Source organism: uncultured Zoogloea sp. (assembly GCF_937894855.1).
Classification (GTDB): Bacteria; Pseudomonadota; Gammaproteobacteria; order Burkholderiales; family Rhodocyclaceae; genus Zoogloea; species Zoogloea oryzae.
The window spans coordinates 1-26,187 of record NZ_CALAYQ010000123.1 but is presented as its reverse complement, the minus strand read 5'-3'; the positions used below and the strand labels follow the sequence as shown (position 1 = coordinate 26,187).

At 66.4% G+C, this 26,187-nt stretch carries 27 protein-coding genes; 15 read left to right on the top strand and 12 right to left on the bottom strand.

The features are described 5' to 3' along the window. The first annotated feature begins 209 nt into the window (after positions 1-209). Positions 210-428, top strand: coding sequence for a hypothetical protein (locus Q0672_RS14405; RefSeq protein ID WP_298623180.1), 219 nt, complete (start codon positions 210-212; stop codon positions 426-428). Positions 429-489: 61 nt separating this feature from the next. On the opposite strand, the gene Q0672_RS14400 is transcribed toward Q0672_RS14405, so the two are convergent. The 6 genes from Q0672_RS14400 to Q0672_RS14370 form a co-directional block, all read right to left on the bottom strand. Next, positions 490-1,659: an acyl-CoA dehydrogenase gene (locus tag Q0672_RS14400; RefSeq protein ID WP_298623184.1), complete on the bottom strand. Its 1,170-nt coding sequence runs from the start codon at positions 1,657-1,659 to the stop codon at positions 490-492. A gap of 113 nt (positions 1,660-1,772) precedes the next feature. Next, entirely contained in the window at positions 1,773-3,080 is a 1,308-nt protein-coding gene (locus Q0672_RS23520; RefSeq protein WP_367179964.1) for an ATP-binding cassette domain-containing protein, read from the bottom strand. 14 nt (positions 3,081-3,094) lie between these two features. Continuing rightward, positions 3,095-3,859 (bottom strand): ABC transporter ATP-binding protein, encoded by a 765-nt coding sequence (locus Q0672_RS14385; protein WP_153161533.1) that lies wholly within the window; start codon positions 3,857-3,859, stop codon positions 3,095-3,097. Between the two features lie 81 nt (positions 3,860-3,940). Beyond that, the gene (locus tag Q0672_RS14380; RefSeq protein ID WP_298623177.1) at positions 3,941-4,873 is read right to left on the bottom strand and encodes a branched-chain amino acid ABC transporter permease; all 933 of its coding nucleotides are present in this window, start codon (positions 4,871-4,873) and stop codon (positions 3,941-3,943) included. 2 nt (positions 4,874-4,875) lie between these two features. Then, positions 4,876-5,751: a branched-chain amino acid ABC transporter permease gene (locus Q0672_RS14375; RefSeq protein WP_298623176.1), complete on the bottom strand. Its 876-nt coding sequence runs from the start codon at positions 5,749-5,751 to the stop codon at positions 4,876-4,878. Between the two features lie 244 nt (positions 5,752-5,995). Beyond that, the gene (locus tag Q0672_RS14370; protein ID WP_298623174.1) at positions 5,996-6,799 is read right to left on the bottom strand and encodes an IclR family transcriptional regulator; all 804 of its coding nucleotides are present in this window, start codon (positions 6,797-6,799) and stop codon (positions 5,996-5,998) included. 206 nt (positions 6,800-7,005) lie between these two features. Between Q0672_RS14370 and paaY the strand changes: the two genes are divergently transcribed. Next, positions 7,006-7,623 carry a phenylacetic acid degradation protein PaaY gene (paaY, locus tag Q0672_RS14365; protein WP_298623172.1) on the top strand — a complete coding sequence of 206 codons (618 nt, stop codon included), beginning with the start codon at positions 7,006-7,008 and terminating at the stop codon, positions 7,621-7,623. Positions 7,624-7,626: 3 nt separating this feature from the next. On the opposite strand, the gene Q0672_RS14360 is transcribed toward paaY, so the two are convergent. The 5 genes from Q0672_RS14360 to Q0672_RS14340 form a co-directional block, all read right to left on the bottom strand. Beyond that, positions 7,627-8,091: an N-acetyltransferase gene (locus Q0672_RS14360; RefSeq protein ID WP_298623171.1), complete on the bottom strand. Its 465-nt coding sequence runs from the start codon at positions 8,089-8,091 to the stop codon at positions 7,627-7,629. Then, positions 8,088-8,426, bottom strand: coding sequence for an antibiotic biosynthesis monooxygenase (locus Q0672_RS14355; RefSeq protein WP_298623170.1), 339 nt, complete (start codon positions 8,424-8,426; stop codon positions 8,088-8,090). The genes Q0672_RS14360 and Q0672_RS14355 overlap by 4 nt, the downstream gene beginning before the upstream one ends. An 87-nt stretch (positions 8,427-8,513) precedes the next feature. Continuing rightward, on the bottom strand, positions 8,514-9,500 hold the full coding sequence (gene paaX, locus Q0672_RS14350; RefSeq protein WP_298623169.1) for a phenylacetic acid degradation operon negative regulatory protein PaaX: 987 nt from the start codon (positions 9,498-9,500) through the stop codon (positions 8,514-8,516). A gap of 63 nt (positions 9,501-9,563) precedes the next feature. Then, a complete protein-coding gene (locus Q0672_RS14345) occupies positions 9,564-10,613 on the bottom strand; it encodes a 2Fe-2S iron-sulfur cluster-binding protein (RefSeq protein ID WP_298623168.1) in 1,050 nt (349 codons plus the stop codon). Between the two features lie 92 nt (positions 10,614-10,705). Next, positions 10,706-11,734, bottom strand: coding sequence for a hypothetical protein (locus tag Q0672_RS14340; RefSeq protein WP_298623167.1), 1,029 nt, complete (start codon positions 11,732-11,734; stop codon positions 10,706-10,708). A 349-nt stretch (positions 11,735-12,083) separates the two neighbouring features. On the opposite strand from Q0672_RS14340, the gene paaN reads away from it, so the two are divergent. The 13 genes from paaN to paaE all read left to right on the top strand — a co-directional run bounded on the left by paaN (position 12,084) and on the right by paaE (position 25,315). Continuing rightward, a complete protein-coding gene (gene paaN, locus Q0672_RS14335; RefSeq protein WP_298623165.1) occupies positions 12,084-13,751 on the top strand; it encodes a phenylacetic acid degradation protein PaaN in 1,668 nt (555 codons plus the stop codon). A 10-nt stretch (positions 13,752-13,761) separates the two neighbouring features. After that, complete coding sequence (gene paaG, locus Q0672_RS14330) at positions 13,762-14,556, top strand: 2-(1,2-epoxy-1,2-dihydrophenyl)acetyl-CoA isomerase PaaG (RefSeq protein ID WP_298623162.1); 795 nt, start codon at positions 13,762-13,764, stop codon at positions 14,554-14,556. Next, a complete protein-coding gene (locus Q0672_RS14325) occupies positions 14,553-16,100 on the top strand; it encodes a 3-hydroxyacyl-CoA dehydrogenase (RefSeq protein WP_298623160.1) in 1,548 nt (515 codons plus the stop codon). Before paaG ends, Q0672_RS14325 begins: the two co-directional genes overlap by 4 nt. Next, positions 16,090-16,563, top strand: a complete 474-nt coding sequence (gene paaI / locus Q0672_RS14320; RefSeq protein ID WP_153161546.1) for a hydroxyphenylacetyl-CoA thioesterase PaaI — start codon at positions 16,090-16,092, stop codon at positions 16,561-16,563. The genes Q0672_RS14325 and paaI overlap by 11 nt, the downstream gene beginning before the upstream one ends. 45 nt (positions 16,564-16,608) lie before the next feature. Beyond that, the gene (gene paaK, locus Q0672_RS14315) at positions 16,609-17,934 is read left to right on the top strand and encodes a phenylacetate--CoA ligase PaaK (RefSeq protein ID WP_298623158.1); all 1,326 of its coding nucleotides are present in this window, start codon (positions 16,609-16,611) and stop codon (positions 17,932-17,934) included. A 13-nt stretch (positions 17,935-17,947) separates the two neighbouring features. Beyond that, the gene (gene pcaF, locus Q0672_RS14310) at positions 17,948-19,153 is read left to right on the top strand and encodes a 3-oxoadipyl-CoA thiolase (protein WP_298623157.1); all 1,206 of its coding nucleotides are present in this window, start codon (positions 17,948-17,950) and stop codon (positions 19,151-19,153) included. Between the two features lie 142 nt (positions 19,154-19,295). Continuing rightward, on the top strand, positions 19,296-20,447 hold the full coding sequence (locus Q0672_RS14305; protein WP_298623156.1) for an ABC transporter substrate-binding protein: 1,152 nt from the start codon (positions 19,296-19,298) through the stop codon (positions 20,445-20,447). Between the two features lie 162 nt (positions 20,448-20,609). After that, on the top strand, positions 20,610-21,398 hold the full coding sequence (locus Q0672_RS14300; RefSeq protein ID WP_298623154.1) for an enoyl-CoA hydratase/isomerase family protein: 789 nt from the start codon (positions 20,610-20,612) through the stop codon (positions 21,396-21,398). 38 nt (positions 21,399-21,436) lie between these two features. Continuing rightward, positions 21,437-22,450 (top strand): 1,2-phenylacetyl-CoA epoxidase subunit PaaA, encoded by a 1,014-nt coding sequence (gene paaA, locus Q0672_RS14295; protein WP_298623153.1) that lies wholly within the window; start codon positions 21,437-21,439, stop codon positions 22,448-22,450. Next, positions 22,447-22,806: a 1,2-phenylacetyl-CoA epoxidase subunit PaaB gene (gene paaB, locus Q0672_RS14290; protein WP_228111874.1), complete on the top strand. Its 360-nt coding sequence runs from the start codon at positions 22,447-22,449 to the stop codon at positions 22,804-22,806. The genes paaA and paaB overlap by 4 nt, the downstream gene beginning before the upstream one ends. Continuing rightward, positions 22,806-23,588 carry a 1,2-phenylacetyl-CoA epoxidase subunit PaaC gene (gene paaC, locus Q0672_RS14285; protein WP_298623151.1) on the top strand — a complete coding sequence of 261 codons (783 nt, stop codon included), beginning with the start codon at positions 22,806-22,808 and terminating at the stop codon, positions 23,586-23,588. Before paaB ends, paaC begins: the two co-directional genes overlap by 1 nt. Before the next feature lie 4 nt (positions 23,589-23,592). Continuing rightward, positions 23,593-24,123, top strand: a complete 531-nt coding sequence (gene paaD / locus Q0672_RS14280; protein WP_298623150.1) for a 1,2-phenylacetyl-CoA epoxidase subunit PaaD — start codon at positions 23,593-23,595, stop codon at positions 24,121-24,123. A 97-nt stretch (positions 24,124-24,220) separates the two neighbouring features. Then, complete coding sequence (gene paaE, locus Q0672_RS14275) at positions 24,221-25,315, top strand: 1,2-phenylacetyl-CoA epoxidase subunit PaaE (RefSeq protein ID WP_298623148.1); 1,095 nt, start codon at positions 24,221-24,223, stop codon at positions 25,313-25,315. A 328-nt stretch (positions 25,316-25,643) separates the two neighbouring features. Here the strand turns inward: paaE and Q0672_RS14270 are convergent. Further along, a partial coding sequence (locus tag Q0672_RS14270; RefSeq protein WP_298623147.1) for a hypothetical protein occupies positions 25,644-26,187 on the bottom strand: 544 nt, incomplete at its 5' end.

Genomic DNA, 26,187 nt, shown 5'->3' with positions numbered 1-26,187 from the left:
GAGCGCAACCTTGCCAAGGTTGAGGTCGAGAGTTCGAGACTCTTCTGCCGCTCCAGAACAGACGGGGAAAACGATGAATCGTTTTCCCCGTTTTTGTTTTGTCCTGTCGCTGTAGCCTGTCTGCAAGACGCCTGTTTTCAGCCTGTCATCTCGCCTGCCCAGAATCGTCACGAACGGCGCGATACCTCATCCGCCGATTGGGGACAGGCATGCAATCAATTCTTGAAACGGGCATCCGGCAGATTCTGCGCCGCCTCTTCGGGTCGGACGTGGAAGCCTTCATTCTGGACGACGACTGGCAGGGGTTGCTGTTCGTGCCGGATTTCGGTGCCGATCAGCGGGTGAGCGTGCCGGCCGAGCCGGTGGCTGAAGCGCAGTTCACCCAGTGGCCCTACGCCAGCGATGCCGCTCCGGCGGCGGCCGGCTGAGCTTCCGGCGCCACAAACAAAAACGGCTGGCCGCAGCCAGCCGTCGCTCTGCCAGGGCGTTTCAGAAGGCGGCGATGCCCGTCTGGGCGCGGCCGAGGATCAGGGCGTGGATGTCGTGGGTGCCTTCGTAGGTGTTCACCACCTCCAGGTTAACCATGTGGCGGATGATCCCGAATTCGTCCGAGATCCCGTTGCCACCCAGCATGTCGCGGGCCACGCGGGCAATGTCCAGCGCCTTGCCGCACGAGTTGCGTTTCATGATCGACGTGATCTCGGCAGAGTCCGTCCCCTCGTCCTTCATCCGCCCCAGCCGAAGGCAGCCCTGCAGGCCCAGGGTGATCTCGGTCTGCATGTCGGCGAGCTTCTTCTGGATGAGCTGGTTGGCGGCCAGCGGCCGGCCGAACTGCTTGCGGTCGAGCACGTACTGCCGGGCGCGATGCCAGCAGTCTTCCGCGGCCCCCAGCGCGCCCCAGGCGATGCCGTAGCGGGCGGAGTTGAGGCAGGTGAAGGGGCCCTTCAGGCCGCGCACGTCCGGGAAGGCGTTTTCCTCGGGGCAGAACACCTCGTCCATCACGATCTCGCCGGTGATCGAGGCGCGCAGGCCGACCTTGCCGTGGATCGCCGGGGCAGACAGGCCCTTCCAGCCTTTTTCCAGCACGAAGCCGCGGATCTTGCCGGCGTCGTCTTTGGCCCACACCACGAACACGTCCGCCACCGGGCTGTTGGTGATCCACATCTTGCTGCCGCTGAGGCTGTAGCCGCCGTCCACCTTGCGGGCGCGGGTGGCCATCGAGCCGGGGTCGGAGCCGTGATCGGGCTCGGTGAGGCCGAAGCAGCCGATCAGCTCGCCGCGAGCGAGGCCGGGGAGGTATTTCTGCCGCGTGGCCTCGGTGCCGAATTCGAAGATCGGCACCATCACCAGCGAGCTCTGCACGCTCATCATCGAGCGGTAGCCGGAGTCGACACGTTCGACTTCCCGGGCGATCAGGCCGTAGCTCACGTAGCTGAGGCCGGCGCCGCCGTATTGCTCGGGGATGGTCGGGCCGAGCAGCCCCAGTTCGCCCATCTCGCGGAAGATTGCGAGGTCGGTGTGCTCAAAGCGGAAGGCTTCCACCACGCGGGGCGCGAGCTTGCCCTGACAGTAGGCGTTGGCGGCGTCGCGGATCTGGCGTTCGTCGGCGGTCAGCTGCTTGTCGAGGAGGAGGGGGGCATCCCATTTGAAGTCGATCATCGGGTCATCCTGGTCGGGTTGGGCGAGCGCCCGACGGGGCGCAGGCATTCATCATCCTGGATGATGCCGCAGCCCGGCCGGGGAATCACGCTGCGCTGCCGAAGGCGCGTTTTCTACATGCCCAGATAGGCGGCGCGGACCTGCTCGTCCTCGATAAGCTCGCGGCCGGTGCCGGTGAGGGAGACGGAGCCGGTTTCGAGCACGTAGCCGCGGTCGGCAAGGGCGAGGGCGGAGAAGGCGTTCTGCTCGGCGAGGATGATGGACATGCCCTGGGCCTTGAGGGCCTTCACCACGTTGAAGACTTCCTCCACCAGCAGCGGGGCGAGGCCCATCGACGGTTCATCCAGAAGCAGCAGTTTGGGCCGGCCCATCAGCGCGCGGCCGATGGCGAGCATCTGCTGCTGGCCGCCGGAGAGCGTGCCGGCGGGGAGCTTCCGCTTCTCCTTGAGGATCGGGAACATGGTGTAGATCTTTTCCAGATCGCCTTCCACCTGGGCCTTGGGCTGGGTGTAGGCGCCCAGGCGCAGGTTGTCCTCGATGGACAGCGGGCCGAATACCTGGCGGCCTTCCGGGCTCTGGCAGATGCCCCGGCGCATGCGCATGTCCGAGCGCAGTTTCGAGATGTCCTCGCCGTCGAAGATGATGCGCCCGCTCATGGGCTGAACGCCCGACAGGCTGCGCAGGAAGGTGGTCTTGCCGGCGCCGTTGGCGCCCACCAGGGCGACGGTCTCGCCGCGCCGCACCTCGATGGAGATGCCTTTCAGCGCCTTGATGCGGCCGTAGCTGCTTTCGAGGTTGGACACCGACAGCAGCACGTCGGGCTGACTGGCGGCGGATTGCAGCTCGCCGGCGCTGCTGGCGCCCAGGCCCACCGACACCGGCGCGAGGCTGGCAACCTTGTGGAACAGCTCGCGGAATTCGGCCCGGGCGGCGCTGCCGAACACCGGGTCGTCGTTGTCGAGGAAGGCGGCGTCGATCTCGGCCCAGTCGGCGGGCGTCAGCACCTCGCTGGTGAGGGGGTAGATGTCGCGCTCCTCGCTCTTGATGTGAGCCTTCTGGTCGTTGAGGTAGAGCCGGAAGGCTTCGGCCAGGCCGCCGATGGTGCTGCGGCCGGCTACGGTGTCGGCCAGCTGCTGGCGCAGGGCGAGGAGGTTCCGGGGGCCGTTGCGGTGCTCGGCCTGCAGGCGGTCGAGGAGCGGGGCGGCGGCGTCAGCGCGCTGGCGCAGCACACGGAACAGGTGCTCGTCCTCCTTGCGGTGGTGGCAGCCGTCCATGAAGTGTTCGAAGTAGTCGAGCACCGAGGAGAGGAAGGCTTCCTCCACCTTGCGGTCGCGCTCCATTTCGGCGATGACTTGCTCGACGGTGATGGCGATGCGCCACAGGTTGCGGTGCTCGTCCTTGATGATGCTGAGGGCTTCCATGGGGGTTCCTCGATTCACGCGTGGGCGCCCAGGTAGGCGGCGATCACGTCCGGGTTGCGGCGCACTTCCTCGCCGGTGCCTTCGGCGAGCTTCTTGCCGTAGTCGAGCACCAGGATGCGGTCGGAGAGGTTCATCACCATCTTCATGTCGTGCTCGACGAGCACCACGGTGATGCCCGAGTCGGCCACCTTGCGGACGAGGTGGTCCACCTCGATGGTTTCCTTCGGGTTGAGGCCGGCGGCGGGTTCGTCGAGGAAGATCAGGCGCGGCTTCATGGCCAGCGCGCGGGCGATCTCGAGGCGCTTCAGGGCGCCGTAGGGCATCGAATCGGCGCGGGCGTCGCGGTATTTCTCGAGGCCGACGAAGCGCATCAGCTCGAAGGCTTCCTCGCGCAGCTCGGCGTCGCGGCGGGTGAGGCCCGGCAGGCGCAGCGCGGCCTTGATGAGGTTGCGATCGAGCCGCAGGTGAGCGCCGACCATCACGTTCTCGATGGCGCTCATGTTCATGCAGATCTGCAGGTTCTGGAAGGTGCGCGCCACGCCGCGGCGGGCCAGCTCGTCCGGCGACTTGCCGCCGATGGATTCGCCATCCAGGCGGATCTCGCCGGCGGTGGGCTTGTAGACGCCGGTGATGAGGTTGAACAGGGTTGTCTTGCCGGCGCCGTTGGGGCCGATCACCGAATAGACGATGCCGGCGTCGATGGAGAAGCTCACATCCTGCACGGCCTTCACGCCGCCGAAGTGGATGGAGAGGTTGGAGACGTCGAGGAGGGCGGGCATCTCAGGACTCCTGAAGGGCCGCCCCGAGGGAGGCCTGCGCCCCCTTGGGGGGCAGCGAACGAAGAGAGCGTGGGGGCATCTTTATTCAGCCTTTCCAAACTTGCTGGCCAGGGTGGGCACCAGACCCTTGGGCAGGAAGATCATGCAGATCATCAGGATGGCGCCGAAGGCGACGGTCTCCCAGCCTTCGAAGGTGGCCAGTGCCTGGGGCAGGGCGGTGAGCAGCACCGCGCCGATCACCGAGCCATACACCGAGGCCATTCCGCCGATGACGACCATCGTGACGAGTTCGATGGAATGGAAGAAATCCGCCAGGTTGGGGGTCACGAAGCCCACGTAATGGGCGGTGACGCTGCCCATCAGGCTGGCAAACACCGCGGACATCACGAAGATGGCGACCTTGTAGCGCACCACATCCACGCCCACCACGCGGGAGGCGACCTCGGAGCCGTGCAGCGCGCGCAGGGCGCGGCCGAAGGGCGAGTCGATGAGGTTGAGGGACGCCCACACGCTCACCGCCAGCAGCGCGGCGACCACCCAGTACCACTGCTTGTCGCTGGAAAGCTCGAAGCCGGCCAGGCCGAAAGCGGGCACCGGCATGCCGTCGGGGCCGCCGGTCCATTGGGCCTCGTTGCGCACCGCGATGTTGATGATGATGCCGAGGCCCAGGGTGGCCATCGCCAGGTAGTTGCCCTTCAGCTTGAAGATCGGGCGGGCGACCAGCGCGGCGAGGATGCCGGTGGCGACCGCGCCGGCGATCATCGCCAGCACCGGGTGCCAGCCGAAGTGGGTGGGCAGCACCGCCGAGGCGTAGGCACCCAGGCCCAGGAAACCGGCGTGGCCGAGGCTGATCTGGCCGGCAAAGCCGATCAGCAGGTTGAGGCCCAGCACAATGACGGCGTTGATCGCCATGCGGATGGCCAGATCCAGATAGAAGCTGTTGGGCAGCACGAAGGGCAGCACCGCCAGCACCGCGATGAGGAAGTAGAGGCCGAGGTAGGCACGTTTCTGCATGGTCACACCCGGTCGGTCACCTTCGCGCCGAACAGGCCGCGCGGCATGAAGAAGAGGATGAAGAGGATCAGCACGAAGGGGATCGCGTCCTTGTAGGCCGACGACAGGTAGCCGGCGCCCATGGCTTCGAGGATGCCCACCAGCAGGCCGCCCACCACCGCGCCGAGGCCGTTGCCGAGCCCGCCCAGCACCGCCGCGACGAAGCCCTTGAGGCCCAGCATGATCCCCACGTCGTAGGAGGTGAGGGTGATCGGGGTGATCAGGATGCCGCCCAGCGCACCAAGGGCCGCCGACATGGCGAAGCTCATGAAGAGCACGCCGTTGGTATTGATGCCGACCAGCTCCGCCGCGAGGCGGTTGTAGGAGGTGGCGAGCATCGCCTTGCCGGTGAGGGTGCGGTTGAAGAAGTACCACAGCACCACCACCACGATGGCCGTGACACCCATCACCCACAGGCTCTGGGGCATCAGGGTGGCGCCGAGGATCTCGATGGGCGTATCGCCCGAGAAGGCCGGCAGGCTGTGGGTATTCTTGCCGAGGAAGACCTGGACCAGCCCGCGGATCACCAGGGATGCGCCGATGGTGATGATGATGAGGGTCACCGTCTCGGCGCCTTTTACCGGCTCGATGGCCAGCTTCTCGATGAGGATGCCGACCACCGCCGGGACCAGGATCGCCAGTACCAGCGCCGCCGGCAGGGGCAGCCCGGCCTGGGTGAAGAACACCGCGAGCATGCCGCCCAGCATGATGAACTCGCCCTGGGCGAAGTTGATCACGTTGCTGGCGTTGTAGATCAGCGTGAAGCCGAGGGCCGCCAGCGCATAGGTGGCGCCGACGGTGAGGCCGGAGAACAGGAATTGAAGCAGCTGGGCGAGCATCACGCACCTCCCGTCGGTGCGTGGTGGGGTCGATGAGTCATTGTGTCTCCTCTCGATCGAGTGGGCCGATCCGGCGCCGGGGACCAGGGTGGCCTGGCGGCCGAGATTCTATATTTTGTAATCGGTTCTGTTTATTAGAAATGATACAAAAAATCTAGTCAAGAGAATTTTGTGTATCAAATTGGCTCGGCGTGATCGATGCCCGCCCCGGCTGCCGATGCGGGGGCGGGCGAATACGGAGTGTTCAGCGGGGGCCGGGGGCTTCGCGGGTCGAGCCGAGGCGCTGGGAGAGGGAGTGGGCGGCGTCCTTGAGGCGGGCGATCACCGGGCTCTCGGCGCTCATGTCGATGGAGCCTTCGACGCCCACCAGCACGATGGACATGGTGAGTTCGTTCTTGAAGTTGAACACCGGTGCGGCCACCGCCTCGACGCCGCGGAACATGTAGTTGCCGGAGATGGCCGCCACGCCCTGGTTGCGCACGTCGGCCAGCAGGGCCTCGGCGTCTTCCGGCGTCTCGACGCCGGGGGGCAGGTTCTTGCGGGCGTCGAGCTCGCGGCGGAGGATCGCCTTGGTCTGGGCTGGCGGCAGCCAGGCGCCGAACACCCGGCCGACGGCGGAGCTGAGCAGGCCGAGGGTGGTGCCGGTGACCACGTTCACGGTGATCGGCCGGCGCGGGCGTTCCCAGCGCACGATCACCGGGCCGTTGTCGCCCCACACGGCCAGGGCGGTGGTCTCATTCACCGCGTCGCGCAGCTCGGAGATTGCCGTGAGGCCGAGCCGGATGCGGTCGAGCCGGTCGATGGCGACGAGGCCGATGTTGAGCGCGAAGGGCCCGAGGTTGTAGCGCGAGGTGAGCGGATCCTGCTCGACGAGGCCGCTGCGGATCAGGCTGACGAGGTAGCGGTGGGCCTTGGAGGGCGGCATGTCGGCGGCGGCGGCGATGTCCTTGAGCATCATCGAGCGCTTGCCGAACACCATCGCCTTGAGGATGCCCATGCCCACTTCGAGGGACTGGACGCCGTGTTTTCCTTCCAGCTCTTCGCTCATGTTTCTGTATCCGGTGGTTGGTTGAACGTGTTACGTAATGGTAAATTGATTTTAGAAAAAGTAATCATAATTCCCAAGTGAGGAGTAAGGAGGGAGGAGTGATGAGGCCTTGGTTGGGGCTTGTGCGCTGGCGATGGCTGGTGTGCGGGTTCCGGGGATTCGTTGCTTCTTTCGCCTGACGCCTCCGCAGACCAGGAGATTCAGCCATGACCCAGCTTCGTGTTTTCGCCATCGACGGCATCGTGCCCGTCGTCCATCCGTCCGCTTACGTCCATCCTTCTGCCGTGTTGATCGGTGACGTGATCGTCGGCCCCGACTGCTATGTGGGCCCGTGCGCCAGCCTGCGTGGGGATTTCGGGCGGCTGATCCTGGAGCGGGGCGTGAATGTGCAGGACACCTGCGTGATGCACGGCTTTCCGGGCACCGACACGGTGATCGAGGAAGATGGCCACATCGGCCACGGGGCGGTGCTGCACGGCTGCCGCATCGGCCGCAACGCGCTGGTGGGGATGAACGCGGTGATCATGGACAACGCGGTGATCGGCGAGGCGTCCATCGTGGCGGCGATGGCCTTCGTGAAGGCCGGGGTGGAGATTCCGCCGCGCTCGCTGGTGGCTGGGATGCCGGCCAAGGTGCTGCGCGAACTCACCGACGAGGAGATCGTCTGGAAGACCGACGGCACGCGCACGTATCAGGATCTGACCCGACGCTGCCTGGCGACGATGGTCGAGACCGCTCCGCTCACCGAGATGGAACCCGGCCGCAAGCGCTTCGAGATGCCGGACGTGGTGCCGCTGGTGGCGCTCAGGAAGAAGGACGCCTGAGCATCAGTCGCCGAGGCTGCGGGAATAGGCGAGGAACACATCGTCCCGCTTCCAGCCGAGCGATTCGTACAGGGCCTGGGCGGCGTGGTTGCTGCGCGCGGTGGTGAGGTCCATTCGCGCCTTGCCCCGCTGCCGGGCCAGCGTCTCGGCCGCCTGCAGCAGACGCCGACCCACGCCGGCGCGGCGGTGGGCGGGCTGCACGAACAGGTCGTAGAGGCTGAAGATGGGCTTCGCCTCCACCGAGCAGAACGTGGGGTAGAGCTGACAGAAGCCGAGGATCCAGCCCTCCGAGTCGCAGGCGATGAGGATTTCCGACTCCTGCCGGGCGAGGCGCTCGAGCACGAAGCGCCCGGCGCCGGCCGGGTCGGCCGGCTGGTCGTAGAACTGGCGGTAGGCATCGAACAGCGGCGCGACGGCCGCTGCGTCTTCGGCGCCGGCGAGGCGGATGGACACGGCCTGCGCCGTCATGACTGGGCGGCCTCGGACGCGGCACCGGGGATCGGCCCCAGCTTGCCGTCGCCGTAGGTGCGCAGCACCTGGGAGATGGTGACGTGATAGCCGTCGAGCCAGTTGGCCTGGCGGGCCTTGGCTTCCCGGTGCAGCGGGTGGTCGACGAGGGTCCGGAGGGCTTCGAGGCTGTCCCAGTAATACACGTTGGCGATCTGGCCAGACTGGGGGTTCTCCCAGCTGGTTTCACCCAGGTAGCCGGGAATCGAGCGAGCAGCAGCAGCGATCGCCTCGTCGAGGCGGTGGAACGCGTCGTCGAAGGCCCCGGCCTTGAAAACGAAGGTGGAGGTGTACATCCGCAGCTCCCGGTTCAATCGGAAAAAGCGGCGTATTAGACGCGCCTCTGCCCATGAGGACAAGGGCAAGCGATGCCTGATGTGGGATCAGGCCAGTTCGGCCAGGGGGTCGTCTTCGCGGAAGCGTTCGTGGATGAGTCGGGAGGCCGGGGGCGTCTGGCCGCTGGCGAGCTGGAAGTGGGCGTCCAGGTGGCGCTCGGACGGGGCCAGCAGGCGGCGGTAGAGCTCCTTGCACAGCAGCCGCGCCTTCTGGCCGGGCCAGTCGGACGGCAGCAGCACGTCGGGGAGCTCCGGGTCGCGCAGCAGCAGGCGCCGGTAGTCGTGGATCAGCAGGATGCGCAGCAGGAAGGCGCTCTGGTCGTCGATCTCGTTGTTGGCGTCGGTGCGCAGCTGGTCGAGCACCGGCTGGTAGCGGTCGACGAAATCCGCATACACGCCGGCGAGACGTTCGAGGTTCCACGCGCCATTGACCATGTCCACGTCGTTGGCGGCGGTGCCGAACTGGGCGTCGGCGGCCAGCAGCGGCTTGAGCCGGCCGAGGATGCCGGACAGCCCTTCAGCGTGGAGGGCGTCGAAGGCAGCGGTGAGGTCGGCGCTGGGATGCACGAAACAGTCGCCACCGAGCACCCCGAAACCCTGCCAGAACAGCGCCCGGCGCAGGCCTTCGCGCTCCTTGGGGGCGAGCTCTCCGACGGTGACGATGAGCCGCCAGCGGCGGTCCCAAAGGGGGGCGCTGGAGGCGTAGATGTGGCGGGAGGCTTCCTCGAAGCGGCGCTGGCCGGACGGGGTGAGCAGGTAGTCGGTGCGCCGGCCGGAGGGCTCGGTGCGCAGCCATTCTTCCTTCACCAGCCGGAACACCGAGGTGCGCACCAGGCGCTCGTTGAGCCCGAGGGGTTCGAGCAGTTCGATCAGGCTGCCCAGCCAGATGCGGCTGCCCCGCGGCAGCACGGCATCCCCAAAGACCGAGATGATGAGCGAACCCGCCTGGACGCGGTCTTGCTGGCGGAAGTCTTCGAGACGTTTCTGGGCTGGGGGGAGCACGATCTTGCCGAGTGTTGCCTGGGGGATAGGCATAAAGATTGCTATTTTACCGGCTCCCCCCGGCGCTGAACAGGCGACATGCCTTCGGCTTGCCGCCTAGAACGTCAGCAGGTGGGCCGCATCGGGGATCTCCGGCTGCTGCTGGGCGAAGAAGCCCTCGGTGTGGATGTGCTCGGTCTTTGCGCCAAGGGCTTTCACCGTCGTCGCGCAGGTCTCGACGAAGGCCGGGCTGCCGGCGACGAAGATGGTGTGCTTCGACAGATCCGGGAACAGCCCGGGCAGCACCGCATCCACGCGCCCGGCCAGGTAGCCTTCGCGCTCCTCGCGGGTGAGGGTGATCTTGTAATCGAAGGCCCGGTGCTTGGTGCGCCACCAGGCCAGCATGCCCTGGCTGTAGACGTCGGCCTGGGTGCGGGCCGAGAAGAGCAGGGTGACGGGCTTCCTGAAGCCGCGCCGCAGGGCCGCCTCGGTGAGGGCCAGGATGGGCGCGAGGCCGGTGCCGGCGGCGAGGCACAGCACCGGCGTATCCACGCCCGGGTCGCCGATGAAGGTGCCGTAGGCGCCGGAGAGCTTGACGCTCTCGCCGATGGCGAGTTGATCGTGAACCCAGTTGCTCGTCACACCGCCGTCGGCGCGGGCCACCTGCAGCACCAGTTCGCCGTCGGGGCGCGGGGCGTTGGAGATGGAATAGGCGCGGGGCGGGATGTCGGCGCGCGGGTTGCCGAGCGTCACATACTGGCCGGGCCAGTAGCGGATCGGCTGGCCCACCGGGCGCAGGCGCAGCTCCACCACGCGATCGGCCACCGGGCGCTTGTCGGTGACCACGAAGAGCGCGTCCTCCCGCGGCGGGAAGAGCTTGGGCTTGGCGTCCTCGGTGCCCCATTCGATGGTCAGCTCGTCGGAGATCGGCTTGGCCATGCACATCAGGCCGTAGCCCTGGCGGCGCTCTTCCTGCGACAGCGCCATGTCGAGCACCATGCCCTGGTCGAACTGGCCGGCGGTGACCTTCACCTTGCACTCGCCGCACGCGCCGGCGCGACAGTTGTTGGGCAGCGCGTAGCCTGCCTTTTCGAGGGCCATCAGCACGGTGTCGCCGTAGGCGCATTCCACCGACTTGCCCGAGGGTTGCATGATGATGCGTGACATGGTTTTTCTCTCAGTGAGGAGTAATGAGTGAGGAGCGAGGAGGGGCGGCGCTTTTTCTCCTCACGCCTTACTCCTCACTCCTCACGCTTCAATCAGAAGACGGGAATGATGTCTTCCATGTCGATGTCGCTGATTTCCTGGCCGGTGATGCCCACTTCGGGGATCGCCGGGAAGGGGATGTTGTAGCGGTCGAGCACGCCCTTCAGGTTGATCATCGCGTTCTTCCAGTTCTGCAGCTTCACCTCGTAGGTCGGGATGCCGAAGCCGGCGCCGCGGGCCACTTCCTCGGCCTCGCGCTGGTTGTCGATGAAGTCGGCGGGCAGATCCCAGAATTCCATCGGCGGCTCGAACAGTACGGCCGACAGGAAGAGATAGCCGGCGCGGATCTGCTTGGTGACGATGGATTTGGTCTCTTCCTTCAGGCCCGGGTAGTCGCGCTCCATCACCGCCATGCAGATCGCCATGTGGCGGCCTTCGTCACGGCCGATGTTCTTGAAGCCTTCCTTGAAGACCGGCTCGCGGGAGTTGTCGAACATCTGCTTGAAGATGGTGGCGGCGGCGATCTCGCCCATCAGGAAGGAGCTGAACAGCACCGCAAGGTCGTACTTGGGCACGGCCTGCTTGTAGCCGGTCCAGTAGCGCGAGCCATTGAAGTACAGCCACTGCACGTTCTTCTGCAGGCGGCGGCCGAGTTCGGTCTTGGGCTGATAGGTGATCGGGTCCGGGTGGCCGAGCATCTTGGTGATGGCCAGGCCACACATGATTTCGTGGTTCTGCTCGTCGCGGGTGACGGAGAAGAAGCACTTCCTCACCGGGTCTTCCTCGTGGACCTCGTAAGTCTTGATCAGCGCTTCGGCGAAGACCGGGGGCGCCGAGGCGTCGAATACCGACAGCAGGCTCCACCAGTAGGCGATGGATTCGCGCTCTTCCCAGCTGTAGCTGTCTACATCCAGGGTGTCCCAGGGCAGCTTTTCCGGATCCCAGTTTTCACGCAGGGCGGCCTGCCAGACTTCCTGCAGCTTCTTGGTCTTGCTGTTCCACGACAGCGGATAGATGTTGGGCTGCTGGATTTCCGGCGGAAATTCCATCTTGTCTGCAAAGCGTTCCTTGTTGCTGGCCATGGTGCCTCCTCGTAGGTGTGTGATGAACCGTTTGTCACCGCGCCCATGTCCCTTGGGCTGGCGTGGTTAATCATGATACAAAAACAAAATAAACGTCAATAAAAATGTATCAACAAGATCGAGGGGCGGAAAATCGACTCGGCCGTTACAAATGCGCATTTCGGCCAAAACCGGCAAAAATTCTTTTTAATAAATTGAATATAAACAGATTTTCTTTTATGGAATTGGTTTTGAAGTACGGAACAACAGAACGCACTGCCACAAAAATGCGATACCAAACATTGACTTTGATCAGATTGATTTGTACTGTTTCACTCAGCAACCCAAAAACCAGACAGGAGACAGCCGAATGACTCACCCCCTCTTCGAAAAGCACCAGGCCACGCTGGAAGGCGCCGTTGCCGCAATCGCCTCCCGCGCCTACTGGTCTGCCTACCCCGAGATGCCGAGCCCCAAGGCCTACGGCGAAAACGCGGCGGAAGAGGGCAAGAAGGCCTTCGAGGCCCACCTGGGCAAGGCTTTCGAACTGGGCCAGCCGGGCCAGAGCGGCTGGCTGGCGGGCGAGAAGTCGCCCTACGGCATCGCGCTGGACGTGCAATACCCGGTGTGTGATCCGGAAGCGCTGATCGCCGCCGGCCAGGCCGCCATGAAGGGCTGGCAGGCGCTGGGCGCCGACGGCCGCACCGGCATCTGCCTCGAGATCCTCGACCGCCTCAACAAGCAGAGCTTCGAGCTCGCCCACGCGGTGATGATGACCACCGGCCAGGGCTGGATGATGGCCTTCCAGGCCGGCGCGCCCCATGCCCAGGATCGCGGCCTCGAGGCCGTCGCCTACGCCTGGCGCGAGCAGCGCTTCGTGCCCGCCGAAACCGTGTGGGAAAAGCCCCAGGGCAAGAACCCGCCGCTGGTCATGAAGAAGCACTTCGAGATCGTCGGCCGCGGCATCGGGCTGGTGATCGGCTGCGGCACCTTCCCCACCTGGAACACCTACCCCGGCCTGTTCGCAGCGCTGGCTACCGGCAACCCGGTGATCGTCAAGCCCCACAGCAACGCCATCCTCCCGGCGGCGATCACCGTGCGCACCATCCGCGCCGTGCTGGCTGAAAACGGCATCGACCCCAACCTGGTCAGCCTGTGCGTCACCGACAAGCGCGCCACCACCAAGGGCCTCGCCACGCATCCGGCGGTCAAGTCCATCGACTTCACCGGCGGCAACGTGTTCGGCCAGTGGCTGATCGACAACTGCCGCCAGGCCCAGGTGTATGCCGAACTGGCGGGCGTGAACAACATCGTCATCGACTCCACCAACGCCTACAAGGCGATGCTGGGCAACCTGGCCTTCACCCTGTCGCTGTACTCCGGCCAGATGTGCACTACCTCCCAGGCCATCTTCGTGCCGGCCGCCGGCATCGAGACCGAAGACGGCCCCAAGAGCTACGACGAGGTGTGCGCGGATCTGGCCAAGGCCGTCGAGCGTTTCCTCGGCAAGCCCGAAGTGGCCCACGCCGTGCTCGGCGCGATCCAGTCCGCCGACACCCTTGAGCGCATCAAGCTCGCCAACAGCGGCGAGCTGGGCAAGGTGGTGCTGGCGTCCAGCAAGCTCGACAACCCGGACTTCCCGGGTGCCGAAGTGCGCACCCCGGTGCTCATCGCCTGCGACGCCGCCGACGAGCGCTTGTACATGGAGGAGCGCTTCGGCCCGATCAGCTTCATCGTCAAGGTGGCCGACACGGCCGCCGCCATCGCACTCTCCGAGCGCGTGGTGAGCACCCACGGCGCGCTGACCGCCGGCATCTACTCCACGAAGCAGGACGTCATCGACGCGATGACCGAAGCCACCTGGCGCAGCAAGGTCGCCCTGTCGATCAACCTCACCGGCGGCGTGTTCGTGAATCAGTCGGCGGCGTATTCCGACTACCACGGCACCGGCGGCAACCCGGCGGCCAACGCGTCGTATGCGGATTCGGCCTTCGTCGCCAACCGCTTCCGCGTGGTCCAGCGCCGTTATCACGTCTGAGGAGGCCGCGATGGAATTCAACAACATCCTCTTCACGGTTGAAGCCGGCGTCGCCCGCCTCACCCTCAACCGCCCGGACAAGCTCAACAGCTTCACCGGCGAGATGCACGCCGAGCTGCGCGTGGCCCTCGACAGCATCCAGGCTGATAAATCGGTGCGCGTGCTGGTGCTCACCGGCGCCGGCCGGGCCTTCTGCGCCGGCCAGGATCTGGCCGACCCGGACATGCAGAGGGTGGGCGGCAAGATGCCGGACATCGGCAACGTGGTCGAAGCCAACTACAAGCCGCTGGTGCTGCGCCTGCAGAACCTGCGCGTGCCGACCATCGCCGCGGTAAATGGCATTGCGGCCGGTGCCGGCGCCAGCGTGGCGCTGGCCTGCGATCTGGTGGTCGCCAGCAAGTCGGCGTCCTTCCTCCAGGCCTTCAGCAAGATCGGCCTGGTGCCGGACACCGGCGGCACCTGGTTCCTGCCCCAGCGCGTGGGCATGGCCCGGGCGATGGGCCTGGCGCTGCTGGCCGACAAGCTGCCCGCCGAGAAGGCCGCCGAATGGGGCCTGATCTGGGAAGCCGTCGCCGACGACGCGTTCGCCGCCCGCGTCGACGCGCTGGCCACCCAGCTGGCCGCCATGCCCACCAAGGCGCTGGTGCGCACCCGCCAGGCCATGCACGCCGCGCCGGGCCACACGCTGGAGCAGCAGCTGTCGTTTGAAGGCAGCTTCATGCGCGAGCTGGGCTGGAGCCCGGACTACGCCGAAGGCGTCGCCGCCTTCATGGAAAAGCGCGCGCCGAAGTTCACCGGGGAATGAGCGTGGCCGAACTTTCCAACCACGCCCTCGACACGTCCGCCATCGTCGCGGTGGTCGGTACTGGCGCGATGGGCGCCGGCATCGCCCAGGTCGCGGCGGCCGCGGGCCACGTGGTCAAGCTGCTCGACACCCGGCCCGAGGCCGCGGCCAGGGCGGCTGCCGGCATCCGCGCCCAGTTTGGCAAGCTGGTGGAGAAGGGCCGCATGGCCGCCGACGCCGCAGAGGCGGCCGGTGCCCGGCTGCGCCCGGTCGAGCGCCTTGGCGATCTGGCCGACGCCGCGCTGGTGATCGAGGCCATCGTCGAGAGCCTCGAGGCCAAGCAGGCCCTCTACCGCGATCTCGAATCCATTGTTGGCGCCGGCTGCATTTTCGGCACCAACACCTCGTCGATCTCCGTCACCGCCATCGGCTCGGCCCTCGGCCGGCCCGAGCGGCTGGCCGGCCTGCACTTCTTCAACCCGGCGCCCCTGATGGCGCTGGTGGAGATCGTCTCCGGCCTCGCCACCGACAAGGCGGTGGCCGACACCCTGTTCGCCACCGCGGCGGCCTGGGGCAAGACGCCGGTGCACACCCGCTCGACCCCGGGCTTCATCGTCAACCGCGTGGCCCGGCCGTACTACGGCGAAGCGATGCGCATCGCCACCGAAGGCGCCGCCGACGTGGCCACCATCGACGCGGTGATGCGCGAGGCCGGCGGCTTCAAGATGGGCCCGTTCGAACTCACCGACATGATCGGCCACGACGTGAATTTCGCGGTGAGCCGCTCGGTGTGGAACGCCTATTACAACGACCCGCGCTTCCAGCCCTCGCTGATTCAGCAGGAGCTGGTGGATGCCGGCTTCTTCGGCCGCAAGTCCGGGCGTGGTTTTTACGACTACCGGGAAGGCGCCGAGCGCCCCGCGCCCAAGACCTGCGTCGCCCAGCCGGCGCCGGCAGACATCGTGCTCCACGGCCGCACCGCCGCCGTCGAAGCCATCGCCGACCGGCTTTTTGAACACGGCGTGACCTACACCTGGGGCGAGGCGGAAGACGGCCGCATCGCCGAGGTGGGCGACGCGGTGATTTTCGTCACCGACGGCCGCACCGCAACCCAGCGGGCCGCGGAAACCGGGATCGCCAACACCGTGCTGATCGACCTCGCGCTGGACTACACCAAGGCCACCCGGCTGGCGGTGAGCGTTGCCCACAGCTGCTGGGCGCCGGCTGCAGCGTCGGCCACCGGCCTGCTGCAGGCTGCGGGCTTTGCGGTGTCGCGCTTCGGCGACGTGCCGGGCCTGGCGGTGATGCGCACCGTGGCGATGCTCGCCAACGAGGCCGCCGACGCGGTGAACCAGGGCGTGTGCGATGCCCGCGGCGCCGATTCGGCGATGCAGCTGGGCGTCAATTACCCCAAGGGGCCGCTGGCCTGGGCCGACGCCGTGGGCCTTGCCACCATCTGCCAGGTGCTCCGCCACCTCGGCGATTTCTACGGCGACCCGCGCTACCGCATCTCGCCGCTGATCCAGCAGTCGGTCTTTGCCGGAAAGGGCATCCATGACTACTAAGCATTCCAACCCCACCGAGGCCCAGGCGCTGGCCGAAGCCGTTGCCGAGGCCATGTGGTCGCGGGACCGCGCCGCCAATGCGCTGGGGATCAGGATCGAGAGCGTCGGGCCGGGCGTGTCGCACCTGTCGATGCCGGTGCGCGGCGACATGGTGAATGGCCACCACATCTGCCACGGCGGGCTGATCTTCTCGCTGGCCGACACCGCCTTTGCCTACGCCTGCAACAGCTATAACCGGAACACCGTGGCCTCGGCCTGTCACATCGACTTTCTGGCGCCGGGAATGGAGAACGACACCCTCGACGCCGAGGCGGTCGAGCGTTCCCAGTCCGGCCGCACCGGGGTCTATGACGTGACCGTGAAGAGTCGCCAGAGCGGCAAGACCATCGCCCTGTTCCGGGGCAAGAGTTACCGGATCAACGGCGAAGTCATCGCCGGGCTGGCGGACGAGTCGGTGGCCTGAGGGCCGCCCGAACCCGTCAAGAACATACAAAGAGAGGAGACAACCATGCCCACAAAGCGCCCCGAGGCCGCCGATCTGGAGCCGATCGAGAAGGCCAGCCGCGACGAGATCTCGGCCCTGCAGCTCGAACGCCTCAAGTGGTCGGTCCGCCACAGCTACGACAACGTCGAGCCCTACCGCAAGCGCTGCCAGGAAAAGGGCGTCCATCCGGACGACCTGAAGCAGCTGGCCGATCTGGCCAAGTTCCCGTTCATGACCAAGACCGACCTGCGGGACAACTACCCCTTCGGCCTCTTCGCCGTGCCGCGCAACAAGGTGGCGCGCCTGCATGCTTCCAGCGGCACCACCGGTAAGTCGGTGGTGGTCGGCTACACCAAGAACGACCTGGACAACTGGGCCAACGTGGTGGCCCGCTCCATCCGCGCCGCCGGCGGCCTGCCGGGCGACATGGTGCACGTGGCCTACGGCTGCGGGATGTTCACCGGCGGCCTCGGCGCCCATGCCGGCGCCGAGCGCCTGGGCTGTACCGTGGTGCCCATGTCCGGCGGCCAGACCGAGAAGCAGGTTCAGCAGATCATGGACTTCCGTCCGGACGTCATCATGGTCACCCCGTCGTACTCGCTGGTGATCGCCGAGGAGTTCGAGCGCCTGGGCATCAAGCCCGACGAGATCTCGCTCAAGGTCGGCATCTTCGGCGCCGAGCCGTGGGGGCAGGGCATGCGCGCCGAGATCGAGCGCAAGCTGGGCATCGACGCCATCGACATCTACGGCCTGACCGAAGTGATGGGCCCGGGCGTTGCCTGCGAGTGCATCGAGAGCAAGGACGGCCCGGTGATCTGGGAAGACCACTTCTACCCCGAGATCATCAACCCCGACACCGGCGAAGTGGTGGCCGACGGCGAGGAGGGCGAGCTGGTGTTCACCTCCCTCACCAAGGAAGCCTTCCCGGTGATCCGCTACCGCACCCGCGACCTCACCCGCCTGCTGCCGCCCACCTCGCGCTCGTTCCGCCGGATGGACCGCATCACCGGCCGCTCGGACGACATGCTCATCATCCGCGGCGTGAATGTCTTCCCGACCCAGATCGAGGAGCAGATCCTGCGCGACCAGCGCCTGTCGGGCAACTACCAGATCGTGCTGACCCGCGACGGCCACATGGACGACGTGGAAGTGCGCTGCGAAGTCCAGCGCGAGTTCTCCGGCAAGCTAAGCCGCGCCGCCGTCGAGGAGATCAGCCGGGGTCTGCAGCACCACATCAAGACCATCATCGGCATCTCCACCAAGATCCGCGTGATGGACTTCGACTCCATCCCGCGCACCCAGACCGGCAAGGCCCGTCGCGTGATCGACGAACGCCCCAAGCAGCTTTAAGGAGAACCGGTCGATGAACAACGCCTTCATCTGCGATGCCATCCGCACGCCCATCGGGCGCTACGGCGGCACCCTCGCCAGCGTGCGCGCTGACGACCTGGGCGCCGTTCCGCTCAAGGCCCTGATGGCCCGCAACCCTCAGGTGGACTGGTCTGCCGTCGAGGACATCATCTACGGCTGCGCCAACCAGGCCGGCGAGGACAACCGCAACGTCGCCCGCATGTCCGGTCTGCTGGCCGGGCTGCCGGTGGATGTGCCGGGCACCACGGTCAACCGCCTGTGCGGTTCGGGCATGGACGCCATCGGCATCGCCGCCCGGGCCATCAAGTCTGGCGAAACCGGGCTGATGATCGCCGGCGGGGTCGAGAGCATGTCCCGCGCGCCCTTCGTGATGGGCAAGGCGGAGTCCGCCTTCTCCCGTAACGCGGCGATTTTTGATACCACCATCGGCTGGCGCTTCATCAACCCGGCGATGAAGAAGCTCTACGAGACCCACTCGATGCCGCAGACCGCGGACAACGTGGCCGAGGAGTTCGCCATCAACCGCGCCGACCAGGACGCCTTCGCCCTGCGCTCCCAGCAACGCTGGGCCGCCGCCCACGCCGCCGGCCGCTTTGCCGACGAGCTGGTGCCGGTGGAGATCCCCCGCAAGAAGGGCGACCCGATCGTTTTCGACACCGACGAGCATCCGCGCCCCGAGACCACGCTGGAGATGCTGGCGAAGCTGAAGGGCGTCAATGGCCCGGAGATGACGGTGACCGCCGGCAACGCATCCGGCGTGAATGACGGTGCGTGCGCGCTGCTGCTGGCCTCCGAGGCGGCCGCTGGCAAGTATGGCCTCACCCCGAAGGCCCGCGTGGTGGGCATGGCCACCGCCGGCCTGCTGCCGCGGATCATGGGCTTCGGCCCGGCGCCGGCCGTGAAGAAGGTGCTGGCCCAGACCGGCCTCACGCTCGACCAGATGGACGTGATCGAGCTCAACGAAGCCTTCGCCGCCCAGGCTCTGGCCGTGCTGCGCGATCTCGGCCTCGCCGACGACGAAGCGCGCGTCAATCCCAACGGCGGCGCCATCGCCATGGGCCACCCGCTGGGTGCCAGCGGCGCACGGCTCGTCACCACCGCCATGTACGAACTCCACCGCCGCGGCGGCCGCTACGCGCTATGCACCATGTGCATCGGCGTGGGGCAGGGCATCGCGATGGTGATTGAAAGGCTGTAAGGGGAATTGGGTAATGGGAAGTAGGGAGTAGGGGGCGGGCTGGACGCGGGTGCGCTGGCGATCGTGAGCGCATCCGCGTCGAGGACTGATCCCACTCCCCACTACCTCGGACCCGAATAACGACCAAAGAGGAGACATAACCATGAACAAAAGAACCACCCTGAAGACCCTGTTCGCCGGCACCGTGCTTGCCCTTGGCAGCTTTGCCGCGATTGCCAACGAGCCGATCAAGATCGGTTCGATCCTGTCGGTCACCGGCCCGGCCGCCTTCCTGGGCGACCCGGAGCTGAAGACCCTCCAGCTCTACGTGGAAGAGATCAACAAGAAGGGCGGCGTGCTCGGCCGCCAGCTCCAGCTGGTGCACTACGACGACGGCAGTGACGCCAACAAGGCCAACGGCTTTGCCAAGCGCCTGATCGACGACGACAAGGTGGACCTGATCGTCGGCGGCACCACCACCGGCTCCACCATGTCCACCGTGCCGCTGGTCGAGAAGGCCGGCGTGCCCTTCATCTCCCTGGCGGGCGCCGTGGTGATCGTCGAGCCGGTCAAGAAATTCGTCTTCAAGACCCCGCACACCGACCGCATGGCCGCCGAGAAGGTCTTTGAGGACATGAAGAAGCGTGGCATCAGCAAGGTGGCGCTGCTCTCCGAGACCAGCGGTTTCGGCCAGTCCGGCAAGAAGGAGACCGAGGCCGTCGCCGCCAAGTACGGCGTGACCCTGGTGGCCAGCGAAACCTACGGGCCGAAAGACACCGACATGAGCCCGCAGCTCACCAAGATCAAGAACACCGCCGGCGTGCAGGCCGTGTTCGTGTTCGGCCTTGGTCAGGGCCCGGCCATCGTCACCAAGAGCTACAAGCAGCTCGGCATCACGCTGCCCCTGTACCAGTCCCACGGCGTCGCCTCGGACGAGTTCCTGAAGCTCGCCGGCCCGGCTGCCGAAGGCGTGCGCCTGCCGTCCCCGGCCCAGCTGATCCCCGAGAAGCTGCCCGCCGGCGATCCGCAGAAGCCCGTCGTGACCGCCTACGACAAGGCCTACAAGGAGCGCTACAAGCAGGACGTGTCCACCTTCGGCGGCTACGCCTACGACGGCCTGATGATCGCCGTCGATGCCATCAAGCGTGCCGGCTCCACCGACAAGTCCAAGGTCCGCGACGCCATCGAAGCCACCAAGGGCTTCGTGGGCACCAGCGGCACCTTCAACATGTCGCCCACCGACCACATGGGCCTCGACCTGTCGGCCTTCCGCATGCTCGAAGTCAAGGGCGGCGACTGGACCATCTCGAAGTGAGGAGAGGCGGGTAGTGGGAAGTGGGTAATAGGTAATTGGTAATGGGGAGTGGGGTTTTGCCGGGTGCGCTGACGAGGGTGAGAGCCGGGCAATTCAGGCTAGGTCCCCCCCACTTCCCACTTCCAACTTCCCACCTCCCGCTCCCCTGAGCCACCAACAATCATGACGACCTACTCAACCCTGGAAATCGAACGCGCCGGCCGCGTGGCGACGATCTGGATGAACCGTCCGGAGGTGTTCAACGCCTTCGACGAGGCGCTGATCGCCGACCTGCGCGACGCGTGCATCGAGCTCGACGCCGACGCCAGCGTGCGCGTGGTGGTGCTGGGCGGCCGCGGGCGGCATTTTTCTGCCGGCGCCGACCTCAACTGGATGCGTCGCGCGTCCGGCTACAGCGAAGCCGAGAACCTCGACGACGCCCGCCGCTTCAGCGCCATGCTGCGCGGCCTGTCCGAGATGTCCAAGCCGACCATCGCCCGGGTGCAGGGCGCTGCCCTCGGTGGCGGCACCGGCCTTGCGGCGGCCTGCGACATGGCGATCGCGGCGTCCGACGCCAGCTTTTCCACCTCGGAAGTGAAGTTCGGAATCATCCCCGCGGTCATCAGCCCCTACGTGCTGCGCGCGGTCGGGCCGCGCCACGCACTGCGCCTGTTCCAGAGCGCCGAGAAGATCGACGCCCAGCGGGCGCTCGCGATCGGGCTGGTGGGCGAGGTGGTGGCGCTGGATCAACTGGATGCCGCGGTGGCAAAGCTGGCCGAAACGCTGGTCGGCTGCGCACCCCAGGCCCAGAAGGCCGCCAAGGACCTGATCGCCGCGATCAACGCCCGCCCCATCGACGATGCAGTGAGCGAGGAAACCGCCCAGCGCATCGCCCGTCGGCGTGCCACCGACGAGGCCAGGGACGGCATCGCCGCCTTCCTCGAAAAGCGCGCCCCGGCCTGGCTGCGCTGAGCGCGTCAGCCCCCGAATAACCCAGCAGGAGAACACTCATGTACACCCAAAGCTTCAGCGTGCCGGACAACGCCGGCCAGAAGACGGCGGCCAGGACCCCGTCCACCGAAGACCCGGAACTGATGGCCCGCTTCGATGCCCGCATCGACGCCGACGGCCGCATCGAACCCCAGGACTGGATGCCCGAGGCCTACCGCCGCACCCTGGTCCGCCAGATCAGCCAGCACGCCCACAGCGAGATCGTCGGCATGCTGCCCGAAGGCAACTGGATCTCCCGCGCGCCCAGCCTCAAGCGCAAGGCCATCCTGATCGCCAAGGTGCAGGATGAGGGCGGCCACGGCCTGTACCTCTATTCCGCCGCCGAAACGCTGGGCACCAGCCGCGACCAGATGCTCGAAGGCCTGCACTCCGGCCGCGCCAAGTACAGCTCGATCTTCAACTACCCGACCCTCAACTGGGCCGACGTGGGCGTGATCGGCTGGCTGGTGGATGGCGCCGCGATCATGAACCAGATCCCCCTGTGCCGCTGCTCCTACGGCCCCTACGCCCGCGCCATGGTGCGCGTGTGCAAGGAGGAGTCCTTCCACCAGCGCCAGGGCTACGAAGCCCTGCTGGTGATGATGAAGGGCACCGACGCGCAGAAGGCGATGGTGCAGGACGCGGTGAACCGCTGGTGGTGGAAGTGCCTCGCCATGTTCGGGCCGCCGGATGCCGACAGCCCCAACAGCGCGCAGGGCATGCGGTGGGGCATCAAGCGCATCAGCAACGACGATCTGCGCCAGAAGTTCATCGACGCCACCGTGCCCCAGGCCCAGGTGCTCGGCGTGACGCTGCCCGACCCGGACCTCAAGTGGAACGAGGAGCGCCAGCACCACGACTACGGCCAGATCGACTGGCAGGAGTTCTGGGACACCGTCGAAGGCAACGGCCCCTGCAACAAGGAACGCCTGTCCACCCGGGTCAAGGCCCACAACGACGGCCAGTGGGTTCGCGACGCGGCCCTGGCCTACGCCCGCAAACAACAAGAACGCGCTAAGAAGGAGGCAGCATGAGCAACGCACAACCGTTTGAAGGTGCTCGCACCGAAGCCCGCCAGGGCGGAGGTAGTTCATCCACCACCCCCGCACTCAAGGAATGGCCCCTCTGGGAAGTTTTCGTCCGCAGCAAGCAGGGCCTCGAGCACAAGCACTGCGGCAGTCTGCACGCCGCTGATGCGTCCCAGGCGCTGCACATGGCGCGCGATGTGTACACCCGTCGTCAGGAAGGCGTGAGCATCTGGGTCGTGCCGTCCGCCGCCATCACTGCCAGCAACCCGGATGACAAGGGCGAGCTGTTCGACCCGGCCGCCGACAAGATCTACCGCCACCCGACCTTCTACGAGATCCCGGAAGAAGTGGGGCACATGTGATGAGCACGATCGCCGACTACATTGTCCATCTGGCCGACAACGCCGTGGTGCTCGGCCAGCGCAACGCCGAGTGGTGCGGCCATGGCCCGATCCTCGAGGAAGACCTGGCCCTCGCCAACGTCAGCCTCGACCTGATCGGCCAGGCCCGGCTGCTCTACCAGCATGCCGCCACGCTGCTGGGCGGTAACGCCACCGAAGACAGCCTGGCCTATTTCCGCGACGCCACCGAGTTTCGCAACTACACGCTGCTGGAGCTGCCGCACCACGGCCCGCTGGTGGGCTACGCCGCGTCCGATCGGGACTACGCCACCACCATCGTGCGCAACTTCCTGTACTCCGCGCTGATGGTGCAGCTGTGGGACGGGCTCACGAAGTCGTCCGACAGCGAGCTCGCCGCCATCGCCGCCAAGTCGCTCAAGGAAGCCAGCTACCACCTGCACCACGCCCGCGACTGGCTGGTGCGACTGGGCGACGGCACCGACGAATCCCACGCCCGGGTGCAGGCCGCGGTGGATCACCTGATGCCCTACACCGAGGAGTTCTGGACGCCCAGCCCGGCCGAAAGCGCCGCGGTGGCGGCCGGCGTGGGTGTGGATGTGCGCAGCCTGCGCGCCGGCTGGGACGCGCTGGTGAATGACGCCTTCGCCGAAGCCACGGTGACCCGCCCGGCTTTCCGCGGGTATGTGACCGAGGGCAAGGTGGGCGTGCATTCCGAGCACCTGGGCTTCCTGCTCACCGAGATGCAGAGCCTCGCCCGGGCGCACCCCGGCGCGACGTGGTGACGTCATGAGCGCAACGCCGATGCCTGTGCCGATCCCGGACGAGCTCATCGACCGGGTGCTGACCGCCCTCGACAGCCTCACCGACCCGGAGATCCCGGTCGTCACCCTGCGCGAGCTGGGCATCCTGCGCGACGTGCGGATGACGGACGACGGGCTGGAGGTGGTCATCACGCCCACCTACAGCGGCTGCCCGGCGATGGGGCAGATCGAGGACGACGTGCGTGCCACGCTCGCCGGCATCGGCATCGACGCCCGGGTGGTGACGCGCCTGTCGCCGGCCTGGACCACCGACTGGATGAGCGAGGCCGCCAAGGAGAAGCTCCGCGCCTACGGCATCGCGCCTCCCCACCGCCTGCCGGCGCCGGAGGTGGGCGTGGTGCGCTTCATGAAGAAGCCGGCGGCGGAAACCGTGGCCTGCCCCCAGTGCGGCTCCACCAACACCACGCTCACGTCCCAGTTCGGCTCCACCGCCTGCAAGGCGCTGTACCGCTGCCTCGACTGCCGCGAGCCGTTCGACTATTTCAAACCGTATTGAGAGGTGGTGGGTAATGGGTAGTGGGAAATAGGGAGTAGGCACGGTCCCCCACTCCCCACTTCCTGTTCCCTACTACCCACTCCCCCAGGAGCCCCCCATGTCAGCCCCACGTTTCCACGACCTCACCGTCAAGCGCGTCAGCCCCGAAGCGGCTGGCGCGGTGGCGATCACCTTCGCCATCCCTGACGACGCCCGCGAGCGTTTCGCCTTCGAGCCGGGCCAGTTCCTGACCCTGCGCGCCACCATCAACGGCCAGGACGTGCGCCGTAGCTACTCCATCAGCTGCCCGCGTAGCCGCCTCAACAAGGCCGGCGAACTGGAAGTCGGCATCCGTCCCGTCGATGGCGGCGTGTTCTCCAACTGGGCGGCCCAGTCGGTCAAGGCCGGCGACACCATCCAGGTGATGCCGCCGGACGGCCGTTTCACCGTCAAGAAGCAGCGCGCCATCCACCGGGTGGGCTTTGCCGCCGGTTCGGGCATCACGCCGATCCTGTCCATCGCCGCCACGACGCTGGAAGAGCAGCCCGAATCCAAGTTCACGCTGGTTTACGGCAACCGCCGAATGTCGTCGGTGATGTTCAACGAAGCCCTGCAGGATCTGAAGGATCGCTACCGCGACCGCCTCACGCTCATCCACATCCTGTCCCGCCAGGCGCAGGAAGTGGACCTGCTCCAGGGCCGCATCGACGCCGACAAGGTGAAGGCCGTGGTGGCCTCGCTGCTGCCGGCGGCGAGCATGGATGAAGTCTTCATCTGCGGCCCCGAGGCGATGATCGACGCCACCCAGCAGGCCTTGCTGGAGGTGGGCGTGCGCCCGGATCGCATCTACACCGAGCGCTTCACCGCCAACACCCCGCTGCCCGCCGGCAAGGTGCCCACCGGCACCCGCGACCCAGCGAGCGAGGCGGCCAAGTCGGTGGCGCTGACCGTCATCCTCGACGGCAAGGAACACGAGATGGCGATGGCGCCCCACGAGCACGTGCTAGACGTGGCCCTCAACGCCGGGCTCGATCTACCCTTCTCGTGCAAGGCCGGCGTGTGCTGCACCTGCCGCGCCAAGGTGATGGAGGGCAGCGTGGAGATGGACAAGAACTTCACGCTGGAGGCCGCCGAGATGGACCAGGGCTTCGTGCTCAGCTGCCAGGCGCGGCCGACCAGTGGGCGTCTGCTGGTGAGTTTCGACGAGCGCTGAGACGCGCTGCAGATCAAGAAACGGCCCGGGTCCCACCGGGCCGTTTCAGTTTCGTCGCCACGTTCCGCTGCGCGCAGCACGCCTTCCTGCCGGTCAAGCGCGACGACTGGAAGCCGCTGGATCACCATGGCGACGGTGATGGGGGCTTTCGGGTGCCTGAAAGGCGCGGCGGCGGGCTGGGTCGGGTGCTGTGCGGTTGGGGGGCTGGTGATCGGCCTTTGCCGACATTCACGTTCAGCAGGAGGAGTGGCTGCTATGAGAAAGTTAGCTGTCGCCCAGTGAAGAAAGCGGGCGCTAAGTGTTGAGTTCAGCCGAAGGCTGCCCCAGGTTAGGCGTCTGTGAGCGCGCGTTGCGCGAGAATTTTTTTGCGCGCCGAGGCATTCTCTTGGGGGCCTGAAACCCACGACTCGAAGTGACCGTTGGCTGGCGAAGGGTGAGCGGCATAAACCCAAAGGGCTCCGCCTGCACGAAATGCGGCCTCGTTGACTGAAGTGAAGTTCGGGTACAGGCGGGAAAAGATGGCCCGAGTCTTTTTGATGTACGCATCGGCTGTGCCGAGCAGTACCACATGCCGTACCGTGGGCGGAAGGGCTTTTAAGTGAGTGGTTGCGCAACGCTCGATGATTGCCAGGGTGTCGGGCTTGGTAAAGGCGGATGGAATAACATCTCCACTCGTCTTGCACTCGCCGTCCTTCATTTTGCAGAAACTGCACCTTACCAGTGATGCAATCCCAAAGTCACGCTCATGAGCCTGCATGAGATGGTCGATTGATCGTAAGCGTCGTCCCTGTCCCGTCTTGATCCCATTTCTTTGAGCAGCGAAGGTGTCCACCATTTTTGAGGGTGGACACCATGGAAATTGAGAAGGCAGC